General features: G+C 66.5%; 19 protein-coding genes and 1 tRNA gene. 8 read left to right on the top strand and 12 right to left on the bottom strand.

The window, feature by feature from the left end:
* The first annotated feature begins 29 nt into the window (after nt 1-29).
* Nucleotides 30-1,361, top strand: a complete 1,332-nt coding sequence (gene purD / locus ASG92_RS24500; protein WP_056634730.1) for a phosphoribosylamine--glycine ligase — start codon at nt 30-32, stop codon at nt 1,359-1,361.
* 2 nt (nt 1,362-1,363) lie between these two features.
* Complete coding sequence (locus tag ASG92_RS24495; RefSeq protein WP_240987285.1) at nt 1,364-2,317, top strand: phosphoribosylaminoimidazolesuccinocarboxamide synthase; 954 nt, start codon at nt 1,364-1,366, stop codon at nt 2,315-2,317.
* An 89-nt stretch (nt 2,318-2,406) separates the two neighbouring features.
* Here ASG92_RS24495 and ASG92_RS24490 read toward each other — a convergent pair whose 3' ends face one another.
* Nucleotides 2,407-3,669: a helix-turn-helix transcriptional regulator gene (locus ASG92_RS24490; protein WP_056634724.1), complete on the bottom strand. Its 1,263-nt coding sequence runs from the start codon at nt 3,667-3,669 to the stop codon at nt 2,407-2,409.
* A gap of 130 nt (nt 3,670-3,799) precedes the next feature.
* Between ASG92_RS24490 and ASG92_RS24485 the strand changes: the two genes are divergently transcribed.
* Both ASG92_RS24485 and ASG92_RS30370 read left to right on the top strand, forming a co-directional pair.
* A complete protein-coding gene (locus ASG92_RS24485) occupies nt 3,800-3,985 on the top strand; it encodes a hypothetical protein (RefSeq protein ID WP_056634721.1) in 186 nt (61 codons plus the stop codon).
* A gap of 175 nt (nt 3,986-4,160) precedes the next feature.
* Nucleotides 4,161-4,292: a hypothetical protein gene (locus ASG92_RS30370; protein ID WP_277310620.1), complete on the top strand. Its 132-nt coding sequence runs from the start codon at nt 4,161-4,163 to the stop codon at nt 4,290-4,292.
* 90 nt (nt 4,293-4,382) lie between these two features.
* Here the strand turns inward: ASG92_RS30370 and ASG92_RS24480 are convergent.
* The 5 genes from ASG92_RS24480 to ASG92_RS24460 form a co-directional block, all read right to left on the bottom strand.
* Nucleotides 4,383-4,459: transfer RNA gene (locus ASG92_RS24480), tRNA-Pro, on the bottom strand.
* A 230-nt stretch (nt 4,460-4,689) separates the two neighbouring features.
* Complete coding sequence (locus tag ASG92_RS24475; RefSeq protein WP_056634718.1) at nt 4,690-6,546, bottom strand: ABC transporter ATP-binding protein; 1,857 nt, start codon at nt 6,544-6,546, stop codon at nt 4,690-4,692.
* Nucleotides 6,543-8,417 (bottom strand): ABC transporter ATP-binding protein, encoded by a 1,875-nt coding sequence (locus ASG92_RS24470; RefSeq protein ID WP_056634715.1) that lies wholly within the window; start codon nt 8,415-8,417, stop codon nt 6,543-6,545. Before ASG92_RS24470 ends, ASG92_RS24475 begins: the two co-directional genes overlap by 4 nt.
* 84 nt (nt 8,418-8,501) lie before the next feature.
* Nucleotides 8,502-9,449, bottom strand: a complete 948-nt coding sequence (locus ASG92_RS24465) for a metallophosphoesterase (protein WP_056634712.1) — start codon at nt 9,447-9,449, stop codon at nt 8,502-8,504.
* Nucleotides 9,450-9,451: 2 nt separating this feature from the next.
* On the bottom strand, nt 9,452-11,740 hold the full coding sequence (locus ASG92_RS24460; protein ID WP_056634837.1) for a transglycosylase domain-containing protein: 2,289 nt from the start codon (nt 11,738-11,740) through the stop codon (nt 9,452-9,454).
* A 37-nt stretch (nt 11,741-11,777) separates the two neighbouring features.
* On the opposite strand from ASG92_RS24460, the gene ASG92_RS28750 reads away from it, so the two are divergent.
* Genes ASG92_RS28750 through ASG92_RS24450 form a run of 3 tightly spaced genes read left to right on the top strand, consistent with a single transcriptional unit; the run spans nt 11,778 to nt 13,396 of the window.
* A complete protein-coding gene (locus ASG92_RS28750) occupies nt 11,778-11,933 on the top strand; it encodes a DUF4177 domain-containing protein (RefSeq protein ID WP_009359196.1) in 156 nt (51 codons plus the stop codon).
* 1 nt (nt 11,934) lies between these two features.
* A complete protein-coding gene (locus ASG92_RS24455; RefSeq protein ID WP_056634709.1) occupies nt 11,935-12,468 on the top strand; it encodes a RidA family protein in 534 nt (177 codons plus the stop codon).
* Nucleotides 12,469-12,484: 16 nt separating this feature from the next.
* Complete coding sequence (locus tag ASG92_RS24450; protein ID WP_056634707.1) at nt 12,485-13,396, top strand: NUDIX hydrolase; 912 nt, start codon at nt 12,485-12,487, stop codon at nt 13,394-13,396.
* A 416-nt stretch (nt 13,397-13,812) separates the two neighbouring features.
* On the opposite strand, the gene ASG92_RS24445 is transcribed toward ASG92_RS24450, so the two are convergent.
* Nucleotides 13,813-14,490, bottom strand: a complete 678-nt coding sequence (locus ASG92_RS24445) for a Crp/Fnr family transcriptional regulator (protein WP_056634704.1) — start codon at nt 14,488-14,490, stop codon at nt 13,813-13,815.
* A gap of 193 nt (nt 14,491-14,683) precedes the next feature.
* Here ASG92_RS24445 and ASG92_RS24440 point away from each other — a divergent pair, with 193 nt between their 5' ends.
* Nucleotides 14,684-15,868, top strand: coding sequence for a MarP family serine protease (locus ASG92_RS24440; RefSeq protein WP_056634700.1), 1,185 nt, complete (start codon nt 14,684-14,686; stop codon nt 15,866-15,868).
* Between the two features lie 45 nt (nt 15,869-15,913).
* Here ASG92_RS24440 and ASG92_RS24435 read toward each other — a convergent pair whose 3' ends face one another.
* From ASG92_RS24435 to ASG92_RS24415, 5 genes are all read right to left on the bottom strand, one after another.
* On the bottom strand, nt 15,914-16,951 hold the full coding sequence (locus ASG92_RS24435) for a DUF2332 domain-containing protein (protein ID WP_082579711.1): 1,038 nt from the start codon (nt 16,949-16,951) through the stop codon (nt 15,914-15,916).
* Nucleotides 16,952-16,953: 2 nt separating this feature from the next.
* The gene (gene aroQ, locus ASG92_RS24430; protein ID WP_056634697.1) at nt 16,954-17,430 is read right to left on the bottom strand and encodes a type II 3-dehydroquinate dehydratase; all 477 of its coding nucleotides are present in this window, start codon (nt 17,428-17,430) and stop codon (nt 16,954-16,956) included.
* A 124-nt stretch (nt 17,431-17,554) separates the two neighbouring features.
* Nucleotides 17,555-19,747, bottom strand: coding sequence for an alpha-galactosidase (locus ASG92_RS24425; protein ID WP_056634694.1), 2,193 nt, complete (start codon nt 19,745-19,747; stop codon nt 17,555-17,557).
* Nucleotides 19,748-19,909: 162 nt separating this feature from the next.
* Nucleotides 19,910-21,250 carry a sugar ABC transporter substrate-binding protein gene (locus tag ASG92_RS24420; RefSeq protein ID WP_056634691.1) on the bottom strand — a complete coding sequence of 447 codons (1,341 nt, stop codon included), beginning with the start codon at nt 21,248-21,250 and terminating at the stop codon, nt 19,910-19,912.
* A gap of 47 nt (nt 21,251-21,297) precedes the next feature.
* Complete coding sequence (locus ASG92_RS24415; RefSeq protein ID WP_056634688.1) at nt 21,298-22,230, bottom strand: carbohydrate ABC transporter permease; 933 nt, start codon at nt 22,228-22,230, stop codon at nt 21,298-21,300.

Genomic DNA, 22,230 nt, shown 5'->3' with positions numbered 1-22,230 from the left:
GCGCGGTCCACAAAGTACGCTTGGAGACTGTGAAGGTACTCGTTATTGGCCCCGGCGGCCGCGAACACGCCATTGTCCGCTCCCTGCTTGCAGACCCCAACGTTTCCGAAGTCCACGCGGCTCCGGGCAACGCCGGCATCAGCAGGCTTGTCCCCACGCACGCTATTGACGGAAACGATCCGGATGCGGTGGCGGCGCTGGCCACCCGGCTGGACGTCGACCTGGTGGTCGTGGGCCCGGAGGCGCCCCTCGCCGCCGGCGTTTCCGACGCCGTCCGTGCCGCGGGCATTCCCGTGTTCGGCCCCAGCAAGGCAGCCGCCCAGCTCGAGGCCTCCAAGGCCTTTGCGAAGCAGGTCATGGCCGAAGCCGGCGTGCCCACCGCCATGGCGCTCGTGGCGGGCAACGCCGAGGAAGCCGCAGCGGCCCTGGACACCTTCGGCGCACCCTACGTGGTCAAGGATGACGGCCTGGCCGCTGGCAAGGGTGTGGTGGTCACCAACAACCGCGACGAAGCCCTCGCCCACGCGCAGAGCTGCTTCGACGCCGGCGGAACCGTGGTGATCGAGGAATTCCTGGACGGCCCCGAGGTTTCCGTGTTCGTTCTGTGCGACGGCCGCAACACCGTCGCCCTGTCCCCGGCGCAGGACTTCAAGCGCATCTACGACAACGACGAAGGCCCCAACACCGGCGGCATGGGCGCCTACACGCCCCTGGAGTGGGCTCCGGAAGGCCTCGTCCAGGAAGTCATCGACCGCGTGGCCCAGCCCACCGTGAACGAGATGGCCCACCGCGGCACCCCCTTCGTGGGCGTCCTGTTCGTCGGCCTCGCGCTGACCTCCCGCGGCACCCGCGTCATCGAATTCAACGTCCGGTTCGGCGATCCCGAAACCCAGGCCGTGCTGGCCCGGCTCAAGACGCCCCTCGGTTCCCTGCTCCTGGCAGCCGCCAAGGGCGAACTGGACAAAGCAGAAGAGCTGCGCTGGTCCAAGGACACGGCAGTCGCCGTCGTCGTGGCGTCCGAAAACTACCCCGACACCCCGCGGACCGGCGACCGCATCCGCGGCCTGAAGAAGGTGGACGAGCTGGACGGCGTCCACGTGATCCACGCCGGGACCAAGCTCGACGACGAAGGCAAGGTGGTTTCCGCCGGCGGCCGCGTGCTCGCCGTGGTGGCGCTGGGCGCCGACCTCGTCGAAGCCAGGGAACGGGCGTACGACGGCGTGGAGCTGGTTCAGCTGGAAGGCGCACAGTTCCGTTCGGACATCGGCGGCAAGGCCGCCCGCGGCGAAATCAAGGTGGCGTCAGGTGCGGCGGCCTCCTCGGCTGCCAAGGCCGGCTCCGCTCCTAAAGAAAAGGCATGACAGTGGCTGAACTTGAGAGCAACGGCAGCGAGTCCAGGCGGGGTCTGGACACTGCGCCCCCGGAGCTTCCGGGCTGGAACCATGTCTACTCGGGCAAGGTCCGCGATCTGTACGTCCCGGTCGACGAGTCCATCAGCGAGCAGTTCGGGCAGGACTGCGTGCTGGTGGTGGCGAGCGACCGCATCAGCGCCTACGACCACGTGCTGAGCAGCGAAATTCCGGACAAGGGCCGCATCCTGACCCAGCTGAGCCTGTGGTGGTTCGACCAGCTGGAGGTCGAGCACCACGTCCTGGCTTCCACCGTGGAAGACGGCGTGCCCGCAGCCGTTGAAGGCCGGGCCATGATCTGCAAGAAGCTGGAGATGTTCCCGGTCGAATGCATCGCCCGCGGCTACCTCACGGGGTCCGGCCTCGTGGAGTACCGGCAGTCCGGCACGGTCTGCAGCATCCCCCTGCCGGCGGGGCTGGTGGACGGCTCCCGCCTGGAGAAGGCCATCTTCACGCCGTCGGCCAAGGCCGAGGTAGGCGAGCACGACGAAAACATCACCTACGACGCCGTCGTGTCCATGGTGGGAGACGACATCGCCGCGCGCCTGAGCGAACTGACCCTGAAGATCTACACCAAGGCCGAACGGACCGCCCGCGACCGCGGCATCATCCTGGCGGACACCAAGGTGGAATTCGGCTACGACGTGGTGACCGGCGCCATCACGCTGGGCGACGAGGTCCTGACGCCCGACTCCTCGCGGTTCTGGGACGCCGCCACGTACGAGCCGGGGAAGGCCCAGCCATCCTACGACAAGCAGTATGTCCGCGACTGGCTGACCTCGGCCGAGTCCGGCTGGGACAAGGCCTCGGACACGCCTCCGCCGGCCCTGCCCGCGGACGTCGTGGAGCGCACCCGTGCCCGCTATGTCGAGGCGTTCGAGAAGCTGACCGGCCGGACCTTCAACTAGCGAACGCACTCAACTAGCCGCGGCGTTCAGCCAGCAAACGAAAGTGGCACCGGCCGGGATCCGATCCCGGGGGGCGCCTTTTCGTTCCCCTAGCTTGCTTCGGCCGCGGCGGCCCGGCGCTGCGCGAGCCTGATCTCCAGCATGGCGTCGAGGGCCTGCTGCACGCGGTCCTGGGCGCCCGCGGCGGTGAACTCCCTCTGCGCCTCCTCGAGGAGCACCAGCGCCTCCTCGGATTCGCCCGCTGCCTTGAGCGATTTGCCCAGGAGCAGCGACACTTCGCCGGCCGTGTGCTTGGCCAGGGCGGCGCGTTCGGCGTGGATCTCCCGCAGTTTCTGCACGGCCGCCACGATGTCGCCGGTGAGGTAGAGCCAGCGGGCGCGGATGAAGGCCACCTCGAGCTGGTCCGTCTTGTTGCCGCCCACGATGGACAGCGCGAGTTCGGCGCGTTCGATGGCGGACAGGGTTTCCGGCTCGACGATCCCGGAGGAGAGCCGAACGGCAGCCGAGGCCTTGTTGAAGCGGGCCCAGAGCTCGATGTCGTTCGCGGGGGAAAGCAGCTTCGCCGCGCGCTCGTGGTGCTTGATGCCTTCCGGGTAGTCGTGCCGCATGAACGCGACGTTCCCGATCACCCAGGCCACCTCGCCAGCCAGCTGGGACATGGAGTGCTCGTCCATCTGCTCGTTCATGTCCTGGCAGTACTTCCAGGCCTCGTCCAGCCGCCCGCTTTCCGCCAGGGCGCCGATCAGGGCCCGGAGCGCACCGATGATCAGCGTGGAACCCTTGGGCAGCTGCGCGCACTGTTCCACGGCCTTCTGGGCATGCTCGACGGCGGCGCTCAGCTGGCCCTGCCCGTGGCACAGCGCCGCGAGCATCTGGCGGGCACGGACCCCCAGCCCGGCGGATTCCGTGGCCATGGGGTGCTCCAGCAGGTGCTCCATGACCTTCTGGCACTCCTTCAGCTGGCCCTGCTTCATGAGGCACTCGGCCTGCATGTAGGTCATGTTCCACCAGGCGCTGGTGTTCTTGCCTTCGAGGGCAATGCGCGCGGCCGAGGCGGCATGTTCGGCGGCGAGGGCATAGTCACGCAGGTCCCAGGCCTGCCGGGCATACAGTCCGGCCAGCACGTATTCGGCGTCGCTGACCGAAATGGGCTGGCTCCAGGCTTCAAGTGCTTTGGGCGCGAGCTCAAGCCTGCGGGCGAGCTCCTCGATAACGTCGGCGGTGGGTTCCCTGCGGCCGGTCTCCAGCAAGGAAATGTAGCTGGGGGAGTAGAGGTCCTTGCCCAGCTCCGCTTGGGTGAGGCCGCGCTCGAGCCGCTCTGCTCGGAGCTTCTCCCCGAATCCGTTACCCACGGGATCCTCCTTATTCCGGACACGTCTTGTACACGATGCTTGACACGCCCTGTGGAAAACATTTTACAATGTATGTCAACAAGGAAAGTGCTGACTTTGTAACGAATCCGACTCGTATTGAGGACCTCACATGTTGAAGAAGATTGCAGCCGCTGCCGTACTGGCAGGGGCCCTCGCATTCTCCGCCACGGCCCCTGCCATTCTGTCCGCCGGTTCCGCCGCTGAGAACGCGGGGACCACCGTTGCCATTGGCAACTGGCCGGATCCAATGAGCGCGAACTACATGAACATCGGCAACTGGCCGGATCCTATGTAGCAGGCTTTCCTCAGGAAAAGGGCCCCGGGACATGCGCGAACCATGTTCCGGGGCCCTTTCCTTTGACCACTTTCTTACCGCCGGCACCAGGGAACGGGACCAGGGATGGTGGAGGTAGCGGTGGCGCAACCGCAGGCCGAAAGCGAAAAGCACCAGGGCCTCCAGCAGCGCCGCGATGCCGATGATCCCCCAGACGAGGCTCCCGGCGTCGGCCGTTCCGCTGAACACTTCGATGACCGAGGCCCCGGCGACGGCCGCCACGATCAGCGACGTACTGCGGCAGAACATCACCCACAAGGGCCTCTGAGCCTTCAAACCGCAAAGCCGCGGCGAGCGCCGGACAGGGCAAATATCAGGGCAAAAAAGAGGGCCTCCCCGTGGGGAGACCCTCTTTGTTTGGTCGGGATGACAGGATTTGAACCTGCGACCTCTTCGTCCCGAACGAAGCGCGCTACCAAGCTGCGCTACATCCCGATCCGCTGCAAAAGCAACTTTACAAGAATAGCCGATGCAGGGTCCACATGCGAAATCGGGGCCCGGACCCCCTGCATTGACCCCTGCATTTCGGCCCGGAGGGCACGGCGGCCGCTGAGTCTCCCCACTTTTGGTGGCCTTCTTGCTCCACAAAGGCGGAACCCGCCGTCGGCCTCCTCCAAAGGTGGGGAAACCCGGCAGGCAGCCTGAGCAGGGCTTCAGGGCAGGGCTCAGACCAGCGAATCCTTCCAGGCTCCGTGGAGCCGGGCAAAGCGTCCGCCGCCGCCAATGAGCTCCTCGGGGGTACCGTCCTCCACTACGCGGCCGTCGTGGATGACCAGCACCCGGTCGGCCGTCTCCACCGTGGACAGCCTGTGCGCGATGATCAGGGCGGTGCGCCGCCCGGAGCCGGCGCGGGAGCCGGCAGGGCCGCCGTCGTCCGTTCCCCGCAGCAGCCGGGCCAGGCCGCTCTGGACTAGGCGCTCCGAGGGGATGTCCAGCGAGGACGTCGCCTCGTCCAGGATCAGGACCGCCGGCCGGGCCAGCACTGCCCGGGCGAAGCTGATCAGCTGGCGCTGCCCTGAGGATACGCGGCCGCCGCGCTTGTTGACGTCCGTGTCGTAGCCCTCGGGGAGCTCGCTGATGAACTCGTGCGCGCCCACCGCCCGGGCGGCCGCCTCGATCTCGTCACGTGACGCCTCCGGCCGGCCCAGGGCGATGTTGTCCGCCACCGAGCCGCTGAACAGGAACGCCTCCTGCGTGACCATCACGATGTTCCGGCGCAGGTCCGCCGTGGCGAGCCGGCGCAGGTCCACGCCGTCCAGCGTCACCGAGCCGGACGTGACGTCGTAGAAGCGGGCAATCAGCTTGGCGAGCGTGGATTTGCCGGCACCCGTCTGGCCCACAAGCGCCACCGTCTGGCCTGCAGGGATGCGGAGGTTCAGTTCCGGGATGATGAGCGGTCCGTCGCCGTAGCGGAACTCGACGCCCTTGAACTCCACCTCGCCGCGGGCCTCGCGGAGTTCCACGGCGTTCCGGGGCGGGCGGACGGTGGGAACCTCCTCGAGCAGTCCGGACACCTTTTCCAGGGCGGCCTGGGCGCTTTGGAAGGAGTTGTAGAACATGGCCATCTGGTCCACGGGCTGGAAGAAGCGCTTGGTGGACAGCATCAGTGCCAGCAGCACGCCCACGGCCAGGTCGCCGGTGAGCACCCGGAACCCGCCGAACAGCAGCACAGCAGCGACACAGACGTTGCCAATCAGGACCAGGCCGGGCTGGAACACGCCGTTCAGGTTGATGGACCGGACGGTCACCTTTCGGTATTCGTCGGCCAGTTCTCCGTAGCGTGCGGCGTTCTCGCGCTCCTTGCGGAAAGCCTTGACGGCGCGGATGCCGGTCATCGTTTCCACAAAGTGGACGATCAGCCGGGCAGATACCACCCGGGATTCCCGGAACGCTATCTGGGAGTGCTTCTGGTACCAGCGGGCCAGGAAAAACATGGGCACGCCGGCGGCCAGCACGATCAGCCCGCTACGCCAGTCGAGGGCAAAGACCGTGACGGCCGTGAACACCATGAAGAGCATCCCGGATGCCAGGGAGCTGACGCCGGAATCCAGGAGTTCCCGGAGCGCCTCGAGGTCGGAGGTCTGCCGTGCGATGATCCGGCCCGAGGTGTACTTCTCGTGGAATTCGAGGCTGAGCCGCTGGGTGTGGCGGAACACCCGCAGCCGCAGGTCCAGCAGCATCGCCTGGCTGAGCTTGGCCGTTGACGTGACATACAGCGCCGTCAGCATGGAGGCGGCCACCGCCGCCGTCAGGTAGGCGACGCCGGTGATCACCAGCGGGAGATTGTCGCCGGCGCGCAGGGCCGGCAGCGCGTGGTCGATGCCGAAGGCAATCAGGACAGGCCCGGCCACGCGGGCCGCCTGCGACAGGACCACCGTGGCGATGGTCAGCCAGAACCGCAACCGGACGGGCCGGATCAGCGACCCCAGCAGGGCGAGCGACCGCCGTCGTACTGCTTTGCTGTCGCTCTTGCTCAGGTGGGCGTTGTCCTCGTTGGCGGTGCCGAATGCTGCGGTGCTCATCGGATGGGTTCCTCCGCTTCGTCTTCGAGGGCCGACAGTTCCGAGTCCAGGTCACGGGGCTCCGTCTCCAGGCTGGCGATGACGTACCGGTAGTGGGCGTTGGCGGCGAGCAGCCCGGCATGGGTTCCGACGGCGGCGATGCGCCCTTCCTCGAGCAGGGCCACCCGGTCCGCCAGCGCCACGGTGGACGGCCGGTGCGCGACGATCAGCGTGGTGGTGCCCGCCAGCACCTCCCGCAGGCGGTGTTCCACGAGCTCTTCGGTGTTGACGTCCAGGGCGGACAGCGGATCGTCCAGAACCAGCACGGTGGGCCTGGCCGCGATGGCGCGTGCGAGGGCGATGCGCTGCCGCTGGCCGCCGGACAGGCTCAGCCCCTCCTCGCCGATGAGCGTGTCCAGGCCGTCCGGCAGGGAGTAGGCGAAGTGGGCCTGGGCGGTGTCCAGCGCTTCCTCCAGGATTTGCTCGAGGCCGTCCCCGGGGTCTTCGCCGGCGACGCCCGTCGGGGCACTCACGGCACCCGCCGTCCGGGCACCCGCCGTCCGTGCCCCCAGGAGCACGTTGTCCCGGACGGAGCTCGAGAAGAGCGTGGTGTCCTCGAACGCCACGCCCACCACGCTGCGCAGTTCCTCCACGCTGAAGGCGCGCAGGTCCACGCCGTCGATGGTGATGGAGCCTTCGGTGACGTCGTAGAGCCGGGGGACGAGCTGGAGCAGTGCGCTCTTTCCGCTTCCGGTGATGCCCACGAGCGCCATGGTTTCGCCGGGCCGGATGTCCAGCCGGATGTCCCTGAGGATCGGCTTCTCCGGCGCATCGTCAAAGGCGAACGTGACGTTGTTGAAGCTCAAGGCACCCTTCAGCTCGGCGGGCCGCTGGGGTGCCGCGGGGCTGGTGATGGTGTTCAGCGAATCCATGACCTCGAAGTGGCGGTCCAGGGCGCTCTTGGCGGTCAGGGCCATGGCCAGCAGCATGCCGGAGAATTCCACGGGGGCCGCGACGACGGCCGCGGTGGCGAAGAATGCCACGAGGGCTCCGATGCTGAGCTGCCCGTCCGCCACCAGCATGATGCCCGCCACCAGGCCGGCGCCCAGCGCGAGTTCCGGCAAAAGCGTGACCACCATGCTGAAGGTGGCCTGGTGTTTGGCCTTGGCGATCTCGGTCTGGCGCAGTTCCTCGGCCTGGCCGTTGAAGGTCTCCAGCGCTTCCCGGCTCCGGCCGAAGGCCTTCAGCACGCGGATGCCATGGACGGATTCCTCCACCGTGGTGGCGAGGTCCCCGGCCTGGTCCTGGCTGCGCCGCGCCACCTTGCTGAAGCGCGTCCTGAAGCGGAAGCCGTACGCCATGATGGGTACCGCCGCGGCGAGGAAGATGAGGGCCAGCTGCCAGCTCATGGTGAACATCACGACGACGCCGATCACCACCGTCAGGGTGGTCACCACCAGCATGATGGCACCGAATGCCATCCAGCGCCGGAGGAAGTTCAGGTCCGTCATGGCGCGGGAGAGCAGCTGCCCCGATCCCCACCGGTCATGGAAGGAGACGGTAAGGTCCTGCAGGTGGCCGTACAGGGAGACCCGCATCCTGGTCTCCACGGTCGTGGCCGGGTTGATGACGAACGTGCGGCGGAGCGCAACCAGCGCGGCCTCGGCGGTGCCCAGGGCGAGGATGGTCCCGGCGGAGGACCACACGGCCGCCGCGGTGGCGCCTGGCCTGAAGGAATCGTTGATGAGGACCCGCAGCACCTGGGGGATGGTGAGTGCCACTACGCTGGCCAGGAGCGCGCACAGCAGCCCCATCACCAGCCGGGGGAGGATTGGCCTAACGTGGGGGTACAGTCGGCTGACGGATCTGAAAAATGAACTCTGCTTGGCCATGCCCGCTTCTCAACTCGCGAATGTAGTTTCCCGTAGCAACTACCCTATGCCATCGGTGACGCGGTTCACACGGGGTATCAGAGGTCAGGGGCGGGCAGTGAGTGTGAGCAGTATGGCCTCGGGCCGGCAGGCGATGCGGATGGGGGCGAAGCGCGAGGTGCCGATGCCGCCCGACACGTTCACCGGCGTCGTGTGTCCGTTGCTGTCCCAGTCGTGGAGGCCCTTGGCGCGCCAGGTGGGAATGTCGCAGTTGGCAATGACGGCGCCGTAACCGGGGATGCAGAGCTGGCCGCCATGCGTGTGGCCGGCCAGCAGCAGGTCCGCGCCGTCCTCGGTGAAGTGGTCCAGCACGCGCTGGTACGGGGCATGGATGACGGCCACACGCAGGTGCTCGGTGGCGTCCTGGCCCCTGGTGCCCCTGGGCCAGCCCGCATACCGTTCGCGCTTGAGGTGGGGATCGTCCACGCCGGAGAAATCGAACCGCATGCCCTTGAGCACAATCGACTGGTGCCGGTTGGTCAGATCCACCCAGCCGCCCATGCCGAAGCCTGACCGGAGGCGCGGCCAGTCAAGCTCCTCCTCGTCCTCCTTGGCTTTGGAAGGGCCCAGCAGGTAGGACGCCGGGTTCTTGAGCCGCGGAGCGTAGTAGTCGTTGGAGCCCGGAACGAAGACGCCGGGGAATTCCAGCAGCGGTGCCAGTGCCCTGAGCAGCGGATCCACTGCCTTGGGGTGGCTGAGGTTGTCGCCGGTGTTCACCACGAGGTCAGGCTTCAGCCCGGCCAGGGAATACAGCCATGCCGCCTTCGCCTTCTGCCCCGGGACAAAGTGGATGTCGCTCAGGTGGAGGATCCGGAACGGGTCCCGCCCCGGCGGCAGGATGGGAAGGGATTCTTCCCGCACCACAAACTGGTTCTTCTCCCACAGCCCGTAACCTGTGGCCGCGAGGGCTGCCACAGCTCCCGCCCCGGCGGTTACGGCAAAGCCGCGACCGATGCTACGGACGCGGCTCGCCAGTCGTGATGTGTCAATCACCGTCAGCCATTCCCCTTGTTGCCGTTGCCGTTACCGGTGCTGCCGCCCGTTTTGCCGGTCGGCGATGGCTGGGGATCATTCGGCACGGGGACCGACGGCTGGAACTGGGGCGTCCCGTAGAGCAGGTTGGACGGCGGTTCAGGGAAGGGCTCGGTGCCGTAGGCGGGGGCAATCTCGGACATGAACTGGGAGAACATCGGCCCGGCGATCATGTAGCCGTCAATGCCCGTGTAGAACTTGCCGTTCACGGTGACGTTCTGGCCGGCCCGGTCCTGGGCGCCCAGCGCATCACCGAACCAGGCAGCGGTGGCAAGCCCGGTGGTGTGGCCGACCACCCACGTGGAGCCGTTGTTGTTGGACGTACCGGTCTTGGCAGCAATCGGGAAGGAGGTCCGGGTGGAAATCCGGGGCTGGATGAGCGAACCGGAGCCCTCGTTCAGGACCTGCTGGAGCGCGTAGTTCACGCCCCGGGCCACCTCGGGCTTGATGGCGTCCCGGCAGGCGGTCGACTGGGCGGGCAGCTGCGCCCCGGTCTGGTCAGTCACCGAGGTGATGGCGATGGGTGCGCAGTACTTGCCGTCATTCGCGAATGTGGCAAACGCGCTGGCCATGGTCAGCGGGGCCGTCTGCGTGGAACCCAGCAGGTTGCCCAGCGTGGTCATGGTGACCTTCGGATTCGCATCAACGATGGCGTTCGTTTCCTTGTCGCGGACGGGCAGTCCGCCGTGCAGTCCGACCGCGTCCACGACCTTCTGGATGCCGCACAGATCTAATTGGGAGGCTGAGGCGAAGGTGGCCGTGTTGATGGAGTTCTTCAGCCCGTCCAGCACGGTCATGTTCCGGTAGTAGCCCTCTTCGGCGTTCTGGAGGTCATCGGTTCCGTTGCTGCTGTCATACCAGCCCACGGTGGGCGTGGAACACGTGTTCCGCCACGGGAAGTCCTGCTGGTACCGGCGCTGGGCAGCGTTGACGATCATGTTCATCGACTTGCCCTCTTCGAGCCATTCGGCAAAGGTGAACGGCTTCATGGTGGACCCCGGCTGGGCGCCGCCGAGGCCGTTCAGGTCGTTGCCCTGATCGTCATACTGGTCCACGCTGAAGTTGATCTGGGAGTCGAACTTTCCCTTGCCCGGGAACCATGAGGTGTTCTGGGCCATGTTGGTGATCTTGCCGGTCTTCGGTTCGACGGAAACGAGCGCGGCGCCCCATTTGTCGGCGTTGGTCCCGGCGGAGGCGTTCACCTGGTCCTGGGCGGCCTTCTGTGCCTTGGGGTTCAGGGTGGTCTTGATGGTCAGGCCGCCGCGGAAGATCTTCTTTTCACGCTCGGTGGCGTCCGCGCCGTAAGCCGGGTTGTTGAGCAGGAGGTGCAGGACGTAATCGCAGAAGTAGGGCGCGGTGGGCGAATAGGCGCAGCCCTGGCGTGCCGGGGTGACCTTGGGCTTGACCGGGGTGGCGACAGCAGCTGTGTGCTGGGCTTTGGTGATCTTGCCCTGGGCCAGCATCGCGTTCAGCACCAGGTCCCTGCGGACCTTGGCGTTATCCGGATGGGTGATGGGGTCGAAGGCAGAAGGGCTGTTGACCAGGCCGGCGAGAAGGGCGGCCTGGGGGAGCGTGAGGTCCTTGGCTGAAGTGCTGAAGAAGAACTTCGAGGCGGCTTCGATGCCGTAGGCGTCGCGGTTGAAGAACACGATGTTGAGGTAGCCCTCGAGGATCTGTTCCTTTGTGAACTTCTTCTCCAGCGCGATGGCGAGCTTCATCTCGCGCAGCTTGTCACCCACGCCCTTGTTGACGCCGTTGAGCTTGACGTCCGCGGACCGGCCTTCGGATTCCAGCGAGGCGTTGAGGACGTTGTTGACATACTGCTGGGTGATGGTGGACGCACCCTGCTTGTTGCCCCGGGCTGTGGCCACCAGCGCACGGAGGATGCCTGTGGTGTCCACGCCGCCGTGCTCGTAGAAACGGTTGTCCTCAATGGCGATCACCGCGTCCTTCATGTACGGGGAGATCTGGTCCAGCGGCACGCGGGTGCGGTTCTCCGCATAAAGGTTGGCGATGACGCTCCCGTCCGCTGCCAGGATCCTGGTGGACTGGCTGGGCGGGTCCACCTGCAGCTCGGCCGGGAGAGTGTCGAAGAATTCGATCGAGCCACTGGCTGTGCTGCCGGAAACAGCGGCGGCCGGAACCAGAAGGCCAGCCACCAGGACACCGCAAATAGCGCTCACGCCAAGGAAACCTAAAATCTTTCCGAGGGTGGTGGCCGTGTCGAATAAGGGGTTCCTACGAGTCGCCATGTTCTCCACTTTACCGGCAAGGACTAGGCTTTAGTTCATGACCAAATGGGAGTACGCAACGATTCCGCTCATCATCCACGCCACGAAGCAGATTCTGGACCAGTGGGGAGAGGACGGCTGGGAGCTCGTCCAGGTAGTCCCCGGCCCCGACGGCAACGGCCTGGTTGCCTACCTCAAGAGGGAGAAGCAGTAGCATGACCACGCCTCAGGAAACCGCCTCCGGCGCTGCAGCGGCGCCCTCTTCCGCTGTCGAACAGCGCCTTGCCGAGCTCGGGCTGACCCTCCCGGAAGTGGCCGCCCCCGTGGCCGCTTACGTGCCGGCCGTCATCACCGGCAACCACGTGTACACCTCGGGACAGCTGCCGTTTATTGACGGCAAGCTCGAAGCGACGGGCAAGGTGTCCGCCGGAGCGGAAGGAACTTCCGACGAGCCCACCGTGTCTCCCGAAGACGCCAAGGCGTACGCCGCCGTGTGCGCCGTCAATGCCCTGGCCGCCGTCAAGAGCGTCATCGGCGACCTCGACCGCATCACCCGCATCGTCAAGGTGGTGGGCTTCGTGTCCTCGGATCCGTCCTTCACCGGCCAGCCGGGCGTCATCAATGGCGCGTCGGAGCTCCTCGGCCGGGTCCTGGGTGACGCGGGCCAGCACGCCCGCTCCGCCGTCGGTGTTTCAGTCCTGCCGCTCGACTCTCCCGTAGAGGTCGAACTGATCGCCGAATTCAGCTAAGGACCGGTCGCTTCCTTTGCCCCAACTAGCACGTCGCCTGTTTGTACTACCTCCCGAACTCGAAGGGGCGGCACAAAGCTGGATCGAACACGGCGAACGGACGCCGCGCGCTGCCCGGCTGGCCTCCTCGGTGGTGCTCCTCCGTGATTCGCCCACCGGCCTGGAGACCTGGCTGGGATACCGGCCGGGGTCTTCGCCGCTGGGCGTCCTCGCCTTTCCGGGCGGCTCCCTGGATGCGTCCGACGACGACGCCGTCGGCTGGCTGGGACCCTCACCGCAGCATTGGGCAGAGCAGATGGGGACGGACGACGTCGGGCTGGCGCGCCGCCACGTGGTGGGCGCCATCCGCGAACTGTTCGAGGAGACCGGCGTGCTCCTGGCCGGACCGGACCTGTCCTCCACTGTGGAGGCCACCTCCACGTCCGAGTGGATGAAGGCGCGCGAGGCCGTCGCGTCCCAGGAAAAGTCGTTCACCGACGTGCTGGCCAAACGCGGGCTGTCCGTCCGGACCGACCTGCTCAAGCCCCTCGTGAACTGGCTCAGTCCGGACTTCGCGCACCGCCGCTTCAACACGCGGTACTTCGCAGCGACCGTCCCCATGAACCAGCAACCCAGCCTGCTCGCAAGCAAAGGTGTCTGGGGCCGGTGGGTGTGCGTCACAAAGGTGGTCAGCGAACGCGACACGACCGCCCTGGGCGATGAGGTGGGCCAGGAAAACACGGCGGGCCTCAAGCTCGGCCAGCTCCTGGTGCCCGGTTCCGAGATCATGCTCGAGAAAATGGCGGCGGCCAACGGCTGCATCGCCTACCTCAGCTACAAGCGCACCCCTCACGTGTACCAGCCCAAGCTGGTCGAAGAAAACGGCACCCTCATGCTCGAGGTCGAAGCCGCAAAGACCGTAGCCGGAGAGCCCCAGCGGGAACGGTAAGCCCCCGGCTGATCGAGCTTGTCGAGATCCTGGTGCGGGAGGCCGAAGGGTGACGACGCGCAAACTAGCTGGCGACACAGAAAATGCCTGGCGACACCCGAATTCGAGTGTCGCCAGGCATTTTCTGTGTCCCCGGGAACTTTGCGAGTCATTTCCCGGTGATCGAGCTTGTCGAGATCCTGGTTTCGACGGGCTCAACCAGCGGTGTCTCCGTAGTAACGCAACAGTCGAGGCGGAGTGCGGGCCTTCGCAGAGGAGCGCATCGCGGTCGATCGCACCATGCAGGTCGCCCAGCGACCGTAGTGGTGCATTTCGACCGTGTCTAAGCGACGGCGAAGGGGCGTTCTCCGCCGATGGTGAGTTAAGAACAAAAAGCCGCCCCGGTCGGTTTCGGGCGGCTTCCTGTTAATTTGCTGTTAGCGGGAGCGCTGGCGGAGGCGCTGCATGTCCAGGATGACCACGGCGCGGGCTTCGAGGCGCAGCCAGCCGCGCTGGACGAACTCGGCCAGGGCCTTGTTGACCGTTTCGCGGGAGGCTCCCACCAGCTGGGCCAGCTCTTCCTGGGTGAGCTCGTGTGCCACCAGGACGCCGTCGGTCGCGGGACGGCCGAAGCGGTCGGCAAGGTCCAGCAGGGCCTTGGCCACGCGGCCGGGCACGTCGGAGAAGACGAGGTCGGAAAGGGAGTCGTTGGTGCGGCGCAGGCGGCGTGCCAGTGCCTGCAGCAGCTGCGCCGAAACCTCCGGACGGGTGCGGAGCAGGGAGTTCAGGCTCTCGTTCTTGAGCCCGGCCAGGCGGGTTTCCGAGACGGCCGTGGCCGTGGCGGTGCGCGGGCTCGGATCGAACAGTGCCATCTCGCCGAACAGCTCACCCGGGCCGAGGATGGCCAAAAGGGATTCGCGGCCGTCGGGGGACGTGCGGCCGAGCTTCACCTTGCCGGAGACAATGAAGTACAGCTGGTCACCCTGGTCACCCTCGCGGAAAACGGATGCACCACGCGACAGGTCAACTTCGGTCAGCTCGTCCGTCAGCAGACGGAAAGCTTCGTCGTCCAGCGTGGCGAAAAGGGGTGCGCGGCGCAATACCTCGATGTCCATGAATTCTCCTGATTAAAAGTGTCGTCTGGGGGCGCTTGTGCCATTGTTTCAGAATTTTGAACGATCTGTGACGTACTTGGCAGCTGAAACGCCCTAAAAGGCGCTAGGCAGCCGTGGCGGGCGCCTACCGTCCACGGCAAATTGTCAGACTCCGCCAGTAGAATCAGGGCGAAGCCGCTTGTGAGGAGACCTGGTGTTTGGCCTGACCGTTCTGGACCTTGCGTTGATACTGACGCTCCTGTCCTACCTGATTTACGGCCTGCGCAACGGGTTCCTGGTCACCGTCGGTGGCCTTGCGGGATTCGCTGCCGGCGCCATCGCCGCCTTCCTTTCCGTGCCGCTCGTGAGCGGCTTCGTGGAAGACAGCAACTGGAGGCTGACCGCGATCATCGGCACCGCCGTCGTGCTGATGGTGCTCGGCAACGCGGTGGGCACCATGATCGGCCGCAGCATCCGCAGCGCCGTCAGGCTGAAACCACTCCGCGCCGTGGACAGAACGGTTGGCGGTGCCGTGAATCTTGTCGTTGCAGCGCTGGTCATGTCCATGCTGGCTTTCAGTATCAGCGCCCTCGGCGTCCCGTTCGTCTCCCAGCAGCTTGCCGAATCCAAGGTCATCCGCTTCATTGACGGGCTGACGCCCAACCCCGTGAAAACCGCCATGGCCCAGCTGCGGTCGGCGGTGATCGGGGACGGGATCCCCAGGCTGATCGAGGGCATCGGGCAGGAACAGGAGGTCCCTGTTCCCAATGCCAACACCGACACCCCCGCCCTGAACAGGGCCGCCGGTTCGGTCCTGAAGATCGCCGGCACCGCGTTCCAGTGCGGGCAGAACCAGACCGGGACAGGCTTCGTCGTGTCGCCCGGCAGGGTTGTCACAAATGCGCATGTCGTGGCGGGCGTGTCGCAGCCCGTCGTGGAGATTCCAGGCGGCGGAGCGATGCCCGGACGGGTGGTCTACTTCGACGGCCAGCGCGATCTCGCCGTCCTCGCCGTCGACGGCCTGCCCGCCGCAGCGCTGCCCCTGAGCCCGGATCTGCCGGCCGGCACCAGCGCCGCGTTTGCCGGCTATCCGCATGGCGGTCCCTTCCAGTCCAAGCCCGCCACGGTGCAGGGCATCTCCACGGTGCTGGTGCCGGACATTTACGGGAACAACCCCGTGCCGGACGAGGTCTATAAGCTGGCGGGCGACGTCCAGCCCGGAAACTCGGGCGGGCCGCTGCTGACCACCGGAGGGCAGGTGGCGGGTGTGATCTTCGCCAAAGCCACGTCAGACACCGCACTGGGCTTCGCCATCCCCATGATCGACCTTCGGCCCGTCGCGGAGAGGGCACCGAGCCTCAGCAATGCCGTGTCGCCCGGTCAGTGCATCCAGAAGTAGGTGCATCCGGCAACAGGCGCCTCCGGCAACAGCCCCACCGACCCGCTAGAGCCACTCCAGGCTCTGCCCGTGAGGACCCGTGATGGCCACGGGCCGGCCGTTGTGGAGAAGCAGGAAGTTTCCCCGGAGCCTGCCGGCCGCCATCTCCGGAACCACGGTTGAACCGTCCGCCTGGGCAATCACCGTCTCGCCCTCGTTGGACAGCCAGTGGCACCCGCGGCCGGCCGCCAGGTCCTGCACGGTACTGCGGAACCGCGAACGGCCGTCCGCACTGAGGTAGCCCATGACGGCGCTATGGAACACCACCAGCGCCGCGTCCGCCGGGGCCCGGTCCGCCAGGGACACCAGTTGCTGGTTCAGGTCGCCGGCAACCAGCAGCGGAGGGTTTTCTCGGGCGACGCCGATCGCCTTTCGCAACCGCTCGCGGCGGAAGTCCTGCTCGGGCCAGATCAGCGCTTCAAGCCAGGCGACGTCGTCGTCATTTCCGACGTCGAGGGGGTTTAAGTCGATCCCGGCCCGCCACACCACCTCCGGGAGCCTGTCCGGCAAAGGAACCGGGCCGGAGACGGCGCACCGCAGGACGGGCGGCACGAGTGCCGGCAGCTGTCCCGCAGGGCGGGGTTCCGGAGCCAGCCGCGTGACTGTTGTGCCGTCGTCGTACTCGTAGCCGTAGCGGTCCGGGAACAGGGCAAGCCCGGCGGACGCGCCCACCTCGATGAGCGCGAGGGGCTTTTGCTCGGCGGCGGAGATGGCTGCCAGCGACGGCAGCAGGGTGGCGCAGCGGCCCACCTCGTTCGTTTGCGTGGCCCGCGACAGGACGGTCCGCGACACATCCGCCCAGTGCTCGTCCAGGAAATTCCGGAACTCGCTGTACGGGGACACCTTGGCGCCCAGGTAGCGGGCAGCCGCCAGGAGCAGCAGCGGCTGGCGCTTGTTGTGGGGCCACTGGTCGATCCGGGCGATCAGCGCGGGATCGTCGGCAATCTGCAGCGACCAGTCGGCGTAGCAGGCTGAGGAACCGGGGGCATCAACGGTGCCGAAATGCCGGTACCAGTCCGCGGTGCCCATGGCCGCGCCGGCCATTGTCAGGCCTTGCCGGCATTCAGGTCGGCGAGGTATTCCACCGCGAACCGGTACCCCATGATCCCCGCGCCGGCGATGACCGCCTTGCTGATGTCCGAGAGGTACGAGTGGTGCCTGAAGCCCTCGCGGGCATGCACGTTGGTGATGTGGACCTCCACGGCAGGCAGCTGCACCGCGGAGATGGCGTCCCGGATTGCCACCGAAGTGTGGGTGTAGGCGCCCGCGTTGAGCACGATGCCGATCGCCTTGCCGCGGGCCGCGTGGATGGCGTCCACCAGTGCGCCTTCGTGGTTGGACTGGAAGCACTCAACGTCCAGCCCTAGCGCCGCCCCGGTGTCCTTTGCCAGCTGTTCGACGTCGGCAAGCGTTGACGTGCCGTACTTCTCGGGCTCGCGCGTGCCGAGGAGGTTCAGGTTGGGGCCATTGAGGACAAGGATGGTGCCGCGGCCGGCTTCGGTGGCGGAGGGGGCTTCAGTCATGGATGCAAATCTATCGCGTCGTGCCGCCGGTCCACTTCTGCGCGGGATTTTCGTTACGCCTGCCCGCCCGGCGGCCGCCAGGAAACCGTCAAGGTGCCCCGGCAGCCGCCGCCCGGTTCATCCGTCAGAGCGCCGTGACCTTCAGGAGCAGCGCGTGCTCCGGGTTCAGGTTGGGCATGGGCAGGCCCACCTCGGCCAGGAATTTGCCGCTGGCTTCCGCCCCGGACGCCAGCCAGGCCGGCGCCTGAATCTGCGTGAAGGTGTGGGCGTAGTCGGCGTCGCCGGGGGCCGGGAACACGGCTTCCAGGCGGTAGCTGCGGCTAGCGTCCAGGCCCGGGACAGTGATCCGTCCGGGCTGCTCGGCGAACGACGTCCGCGTGCTCACCAGCGCGAACAGGGCTGCCGTCTCCCCGGGCGAGGCTTCTCCGCCCGCTACCACGCCGTGGAGCATGAGCGAGTCATCGGGAACGTCGGCACGGACCATCCGGCCGCTGTGGATGAGCCCGCGGTGCTCCTTGTAGAGCCCGATGAACCGCTTGAGCTCGTCGCGCTCTTCGCCCTGGACCTCGCGGACATCCCATTCCATGCCGAAGTGGCCGAACAGTGCCGTGATGGCGCGGAAGGACAGATCGTGCGTGCGGGCCGTCGTGTGGGACGTGGTGGGCCCGATGTGTCCGCCCACCAGCTCCGGCGGAACCACCATGCCGGTCCAGCGCTGGATGGTCTGCCGTTCCAGGGCGTCGTTGCAGTCGGAGCCCCAGATGCGGTCCGTGCGCTCCAGGATCCCGAGGTCCACGCGCGCGCCGCCGGAGGAGCAGCTTTCGATCTCGACGCCGGGATGGGCCTTGCGGAGTTCGTCGAACAGGCTGTACGCGGCAAGGGTCTGCCCGTGGACGGAGGAGCGGCCGGCATGGCCGTGTTCGGTGAGGTCCCGGTTCTGGTCCCACTTGAGGTAGCTGATGTTGTTCTCACGGAGCAGGGCATCGATCCGGTCAAAGATGTACTGCCAGGCTTCCGGGTTCACCAGGTCGATGATGTGCTGGTTCCGCCATTGCAGCGGCAGGCGGCCGCCGTCCTTGTGGGAGGCGGCTGAGGGGCCGACGATCCAGTCCGGGTGGGCGCGGGCGACGTCGGAATTGAGGTTGATCATCTCGGGTTCCACCCACAGGCCGAACTCCATGCCCCGGGACGTGACGGCCTCGATGAGGGGAGTCAGGCCGTCCGGCCACAGGGTCTCGTCCACGAACCAGTCGCCCAGGCCGGCTTTGTCGTCGCGGCGGCCCCGAAACCAGCCGTCGTCCAGGACGAAGCGCTCCACGCCGAGGTCGGCGGCGGAGTCAGCGAGTTCGATCAGGGTGCCGAGGTTGTGGTCGAAATACACGGCCTCCCACGTGTTCAGCACCACGGGGCGCGGCTTTCCGGCTCCGGCATTGGCAGAAGCGGCGGGCAGCACATGGTGCGGACGGGAACGGAACCAGCTGTAGAACGCCTCGCTGATTCCGTCAAGGCCGCGGTCGGAGTAGGCAGCGAAAAGCGCAGGGGTGGTGTAGCTCCCGCCGGGTCCGAGGACCACCTCGGCGGGGCCCAGCAGCTCGGAACCGCCGATCATGGTCCGCCCGTCAGCAAGCGTGTCCGCGAACTGTTCGTGATTGCCGCTCCAGGCCAGGTGCGTGGCCCAGACCCTGCCGTGGCGGTTGCCGAAGCCGGCGGTGCCGGCGGCGAACAGGAGCGAGGAGTCGTGGCCGGTGCGGCCGTGGCGTCCGGTGCGCACCCACGTGCCCTGCTGGATGGGCCGGCGCTGCGGGTGCCGTTCCCGGCACCAGCGCCCGGTCAGGTCCAGAAGTTCGACGGCGTCCGGCGCCACCGGGAGGACCGTGGCCAGTTCGTCGAGCTGGAAAGGCGAGGTCCCGGAGTTGGTGACGGTGTGGCGCAGTTCCAGCAGGCCGCCGTCGTGCAGTGCGAGCGTGGATTCCACGGTGATGCCGGCGTCGGCATCCTGCTGCACCACGACTGCTGAGTTGCCCGTGACGGCGGCATGCACGGCGCGAAGGCGGGAGGAGAAGTCGAGGCCGGAGACGCCGTCGCCAATGCGGTGGCCGCGCAGCCCCGGCCGTCCGCGCCAGCTCGAGGACGCCTGGGGGAGAAGCCCGGCAGGAACGGTGGCGTCGATGGCGGAGTGGGGGATCGGTTCGGCGAGGATGGCGAGATCGGGCAGTGAAGCGCCCAGATCGGCGCCCCAGTGAATGACCTCGGCCTCCCCGCTGTCGAAGCTGATCACCAGGCTGGTGCCGGCGGAGCGGAGGTGCAAGGGATCCATTGGGGGTTCTTCTTTCGTTTTGGCGGTGAGCGTACGGTGACGCTGCCCCGTCGGTTTCGTCTGTATGTGGGGTGGGATTGCCCCGGATGCCGCCGCCGCGAGGAGAAGCGGCGGCATCCGGAGCGGGTGACTGCGGCCACTCCCGCAGTCACGTTGGGCGGTCTACTTGAAGAGGGCGTTGACCTGGTTGTTGGCTTCGGTCAAGGAGCTGGCGGGCTTCTTGCCGGAGAGTACGGCGTCCATTGCGGGCTTCATGATGCCTTCAACTTTGGCCGCTTTGTCCGCGATGGGGAAGAGGAAGGTAGTGCCGTCCTTGACGTGGGTGGTGAAGGCTGAGACGTCGGTGCCCTTGGCTTTGAATGCCTCGGCTGCTTTCTCGGAGGAGGTGGTGATGGCCGGGAACACGACGCCCTTGCTGGCCACTACGTCCTGGCATTTGGCCGAGGCGAGGTATTCCACCCATTTGACCGAGGCTGCCGGGTTCTTGGTGCCCGCCCAGATGGAATCGGCCAGGCCGTTGAACATGCTGGCGCGCTTGCCGTTGGGTCCCTTGGGCGTCGGGGCAATGCCTGTTTCCACACCCTTGTAGCTGGTGTACTGGCCGATCATCCAGGAACCGCTGGTGTTGATGGCGGCCTTGCCTGCGCCGAAGGAGTCCTGTATCTCGGTGCCCACAGTGGTTTCAAGCTTGGGCATGTAGCCCTTTTCCACGAGTCCGGCCCACCAGGCGATGGTCTCCTGGAACTTGGGGTCGTCGTACTTGAATTCCTTGCCCCACGGGTTCTTGTCCGTGTGGGTCCAGCCCGTGGTAGCGGTCAGGAAGCTCCACTGTGTCTGGCCCATGCCTGCGCTGCCGTCTTCAAGGCCCAGGCCGTAAACGGCGACTTTGTTCTTGTCGAAGCCGCTCTCGTCACCGCGCTTGCCGTTCTTGTCCACGGTCAGGTGGGCGATGGCCTTTTCGTAGCTGCCGCCGTCGGACGGGTTCCAGTCGAGGTTCTTCAGCTGTTCCTCGGTGTAACCGGCGTCGGTGATGAGCTTTTTGTTGTAGAACATGGCAACGGTGTCCCAGTCCTTGGGCAGGCCGTAGCGCTTGCCGTCCTCGGCAACCCACAGGTCCGCGAGGCCCTTGTTGTAGATGTTCAGGTCGAGCTTGTCATTCTTGACGGCGTCGTCAAGGGAGAGGAGCTGCTTCTTGGACGCGAACTCGGGGTACTTGGCCAGGTGGTCGGTGAAGACGTCGGGTGCGGTTCCGGCGACGAAGCCGTTGGTCAGGGTGGTCCAGTAGTCGTCCCAGCCGCGCTGGGTGATCTTGACCTTGATGTCCGGGTTGGCCTTGGTGAAGTCGGTGGCGCACTGCTGGTAGGCGGGGAGCTGGTTGGCGTCCCAGAGCCAGTAGTTGATTTCGCCCTTGGCCTCGGTGGAAGCGGGGGCTGAACCGCCGCAGGCGGACAGGGATACGGCTATGGCAGCGGCGGCAGCAATGGCGCCGATGGATTTCTTCATGATGGACCTTTCGAGGGTTTTGCAGGGGGTGAAGTGAAGTGAAGGGGTTATTTGATTCCGGAGAAGCCGATGGAGTTGACCACCTTCTTGCCGAAGGCCATGAACAGCAGGAGCACCGGGATTGCGGCGACCAGCGTGGCTGCCATCAGCCCGCTCCAGTCCGGTGCGCCCTGCGGCGACTGTGACTTGAAGACGCCCAGGCCGACGGTGAGCACGCGGACGCTTTCGTCCTGGCCCGCCAGCAGCGGCCAGAAGTATTCGTTCCACTGGCCGATGAAGGTGAGCAGGGCCAGGGTGGCCAGCGGCGCAGCGGCGTTGGGCAGGACGATCTGGAAGAAGATCCGCAGGTGCTTGGCGCCGTCGAGCATGGCGGCTTCTTCCACTTCCCTGGACATGCTGAGGAAGAACTGGCGCAGGAAGAAGATGGCGAACGGCGTCATGAACAGGTAAGGCAGCGTCAGGCCGGCGAACGTGTTGAGCAGGCCAAGGTTCTTGATCATGATGAAGTTGGGCAGCGCGGTGAAGATCGGCGGGACCATCATGGTCGCCAGGAACAGCCCGAACACCGCGTTACGTCCGGGCCAGCGGAGCCGCGAGAAGGCGTAGGCTGCCATGGCGCTGAAGAAGACCTGCCCGGCGGTGGTGACGGTGGCGAAGATCACCGAGTTCCGCAGGTAGAGCCAGAAGTTGATCGCGGCTCCCGAGCCTCCCTCGGCGATGGCCTCTTCCGGGGTCTGCATCCCGAGGACCCGTTTGAAGGCGCCGAGGCTGAAATCTGCGGGCAAAAGGTTGCCGGCGTTGGACGCCAGCGCGGCATTGCTGGAGAAGGCGGTGCGGAGCATCCAGAGGAACGGGGCCACCGTCACGGCGACCGCGAGGACCACCAGGGCCCAGGCTCCGACGCGGCGCCAGCTGACCGGCTTCCTGTTCACGGGAATGTTGTTGACGGACTTCTTGCGGGTGAGTGTGGAGGTGCTCAT

Source organism: Arthrobacter sp. Soil736 (genome assembly GCF_001428005.1).
Taxonomy (GTDB): domain Bacteria; phylum Actinomycetota; class Actinomycetes; order Actinomycetales; family Micrococcaceae; genus Arthrobacter.
Note: the sequence above shows the minus strand (reverse complement) of the source record. Positions and strands in the feature narration are given on the sequence as shown.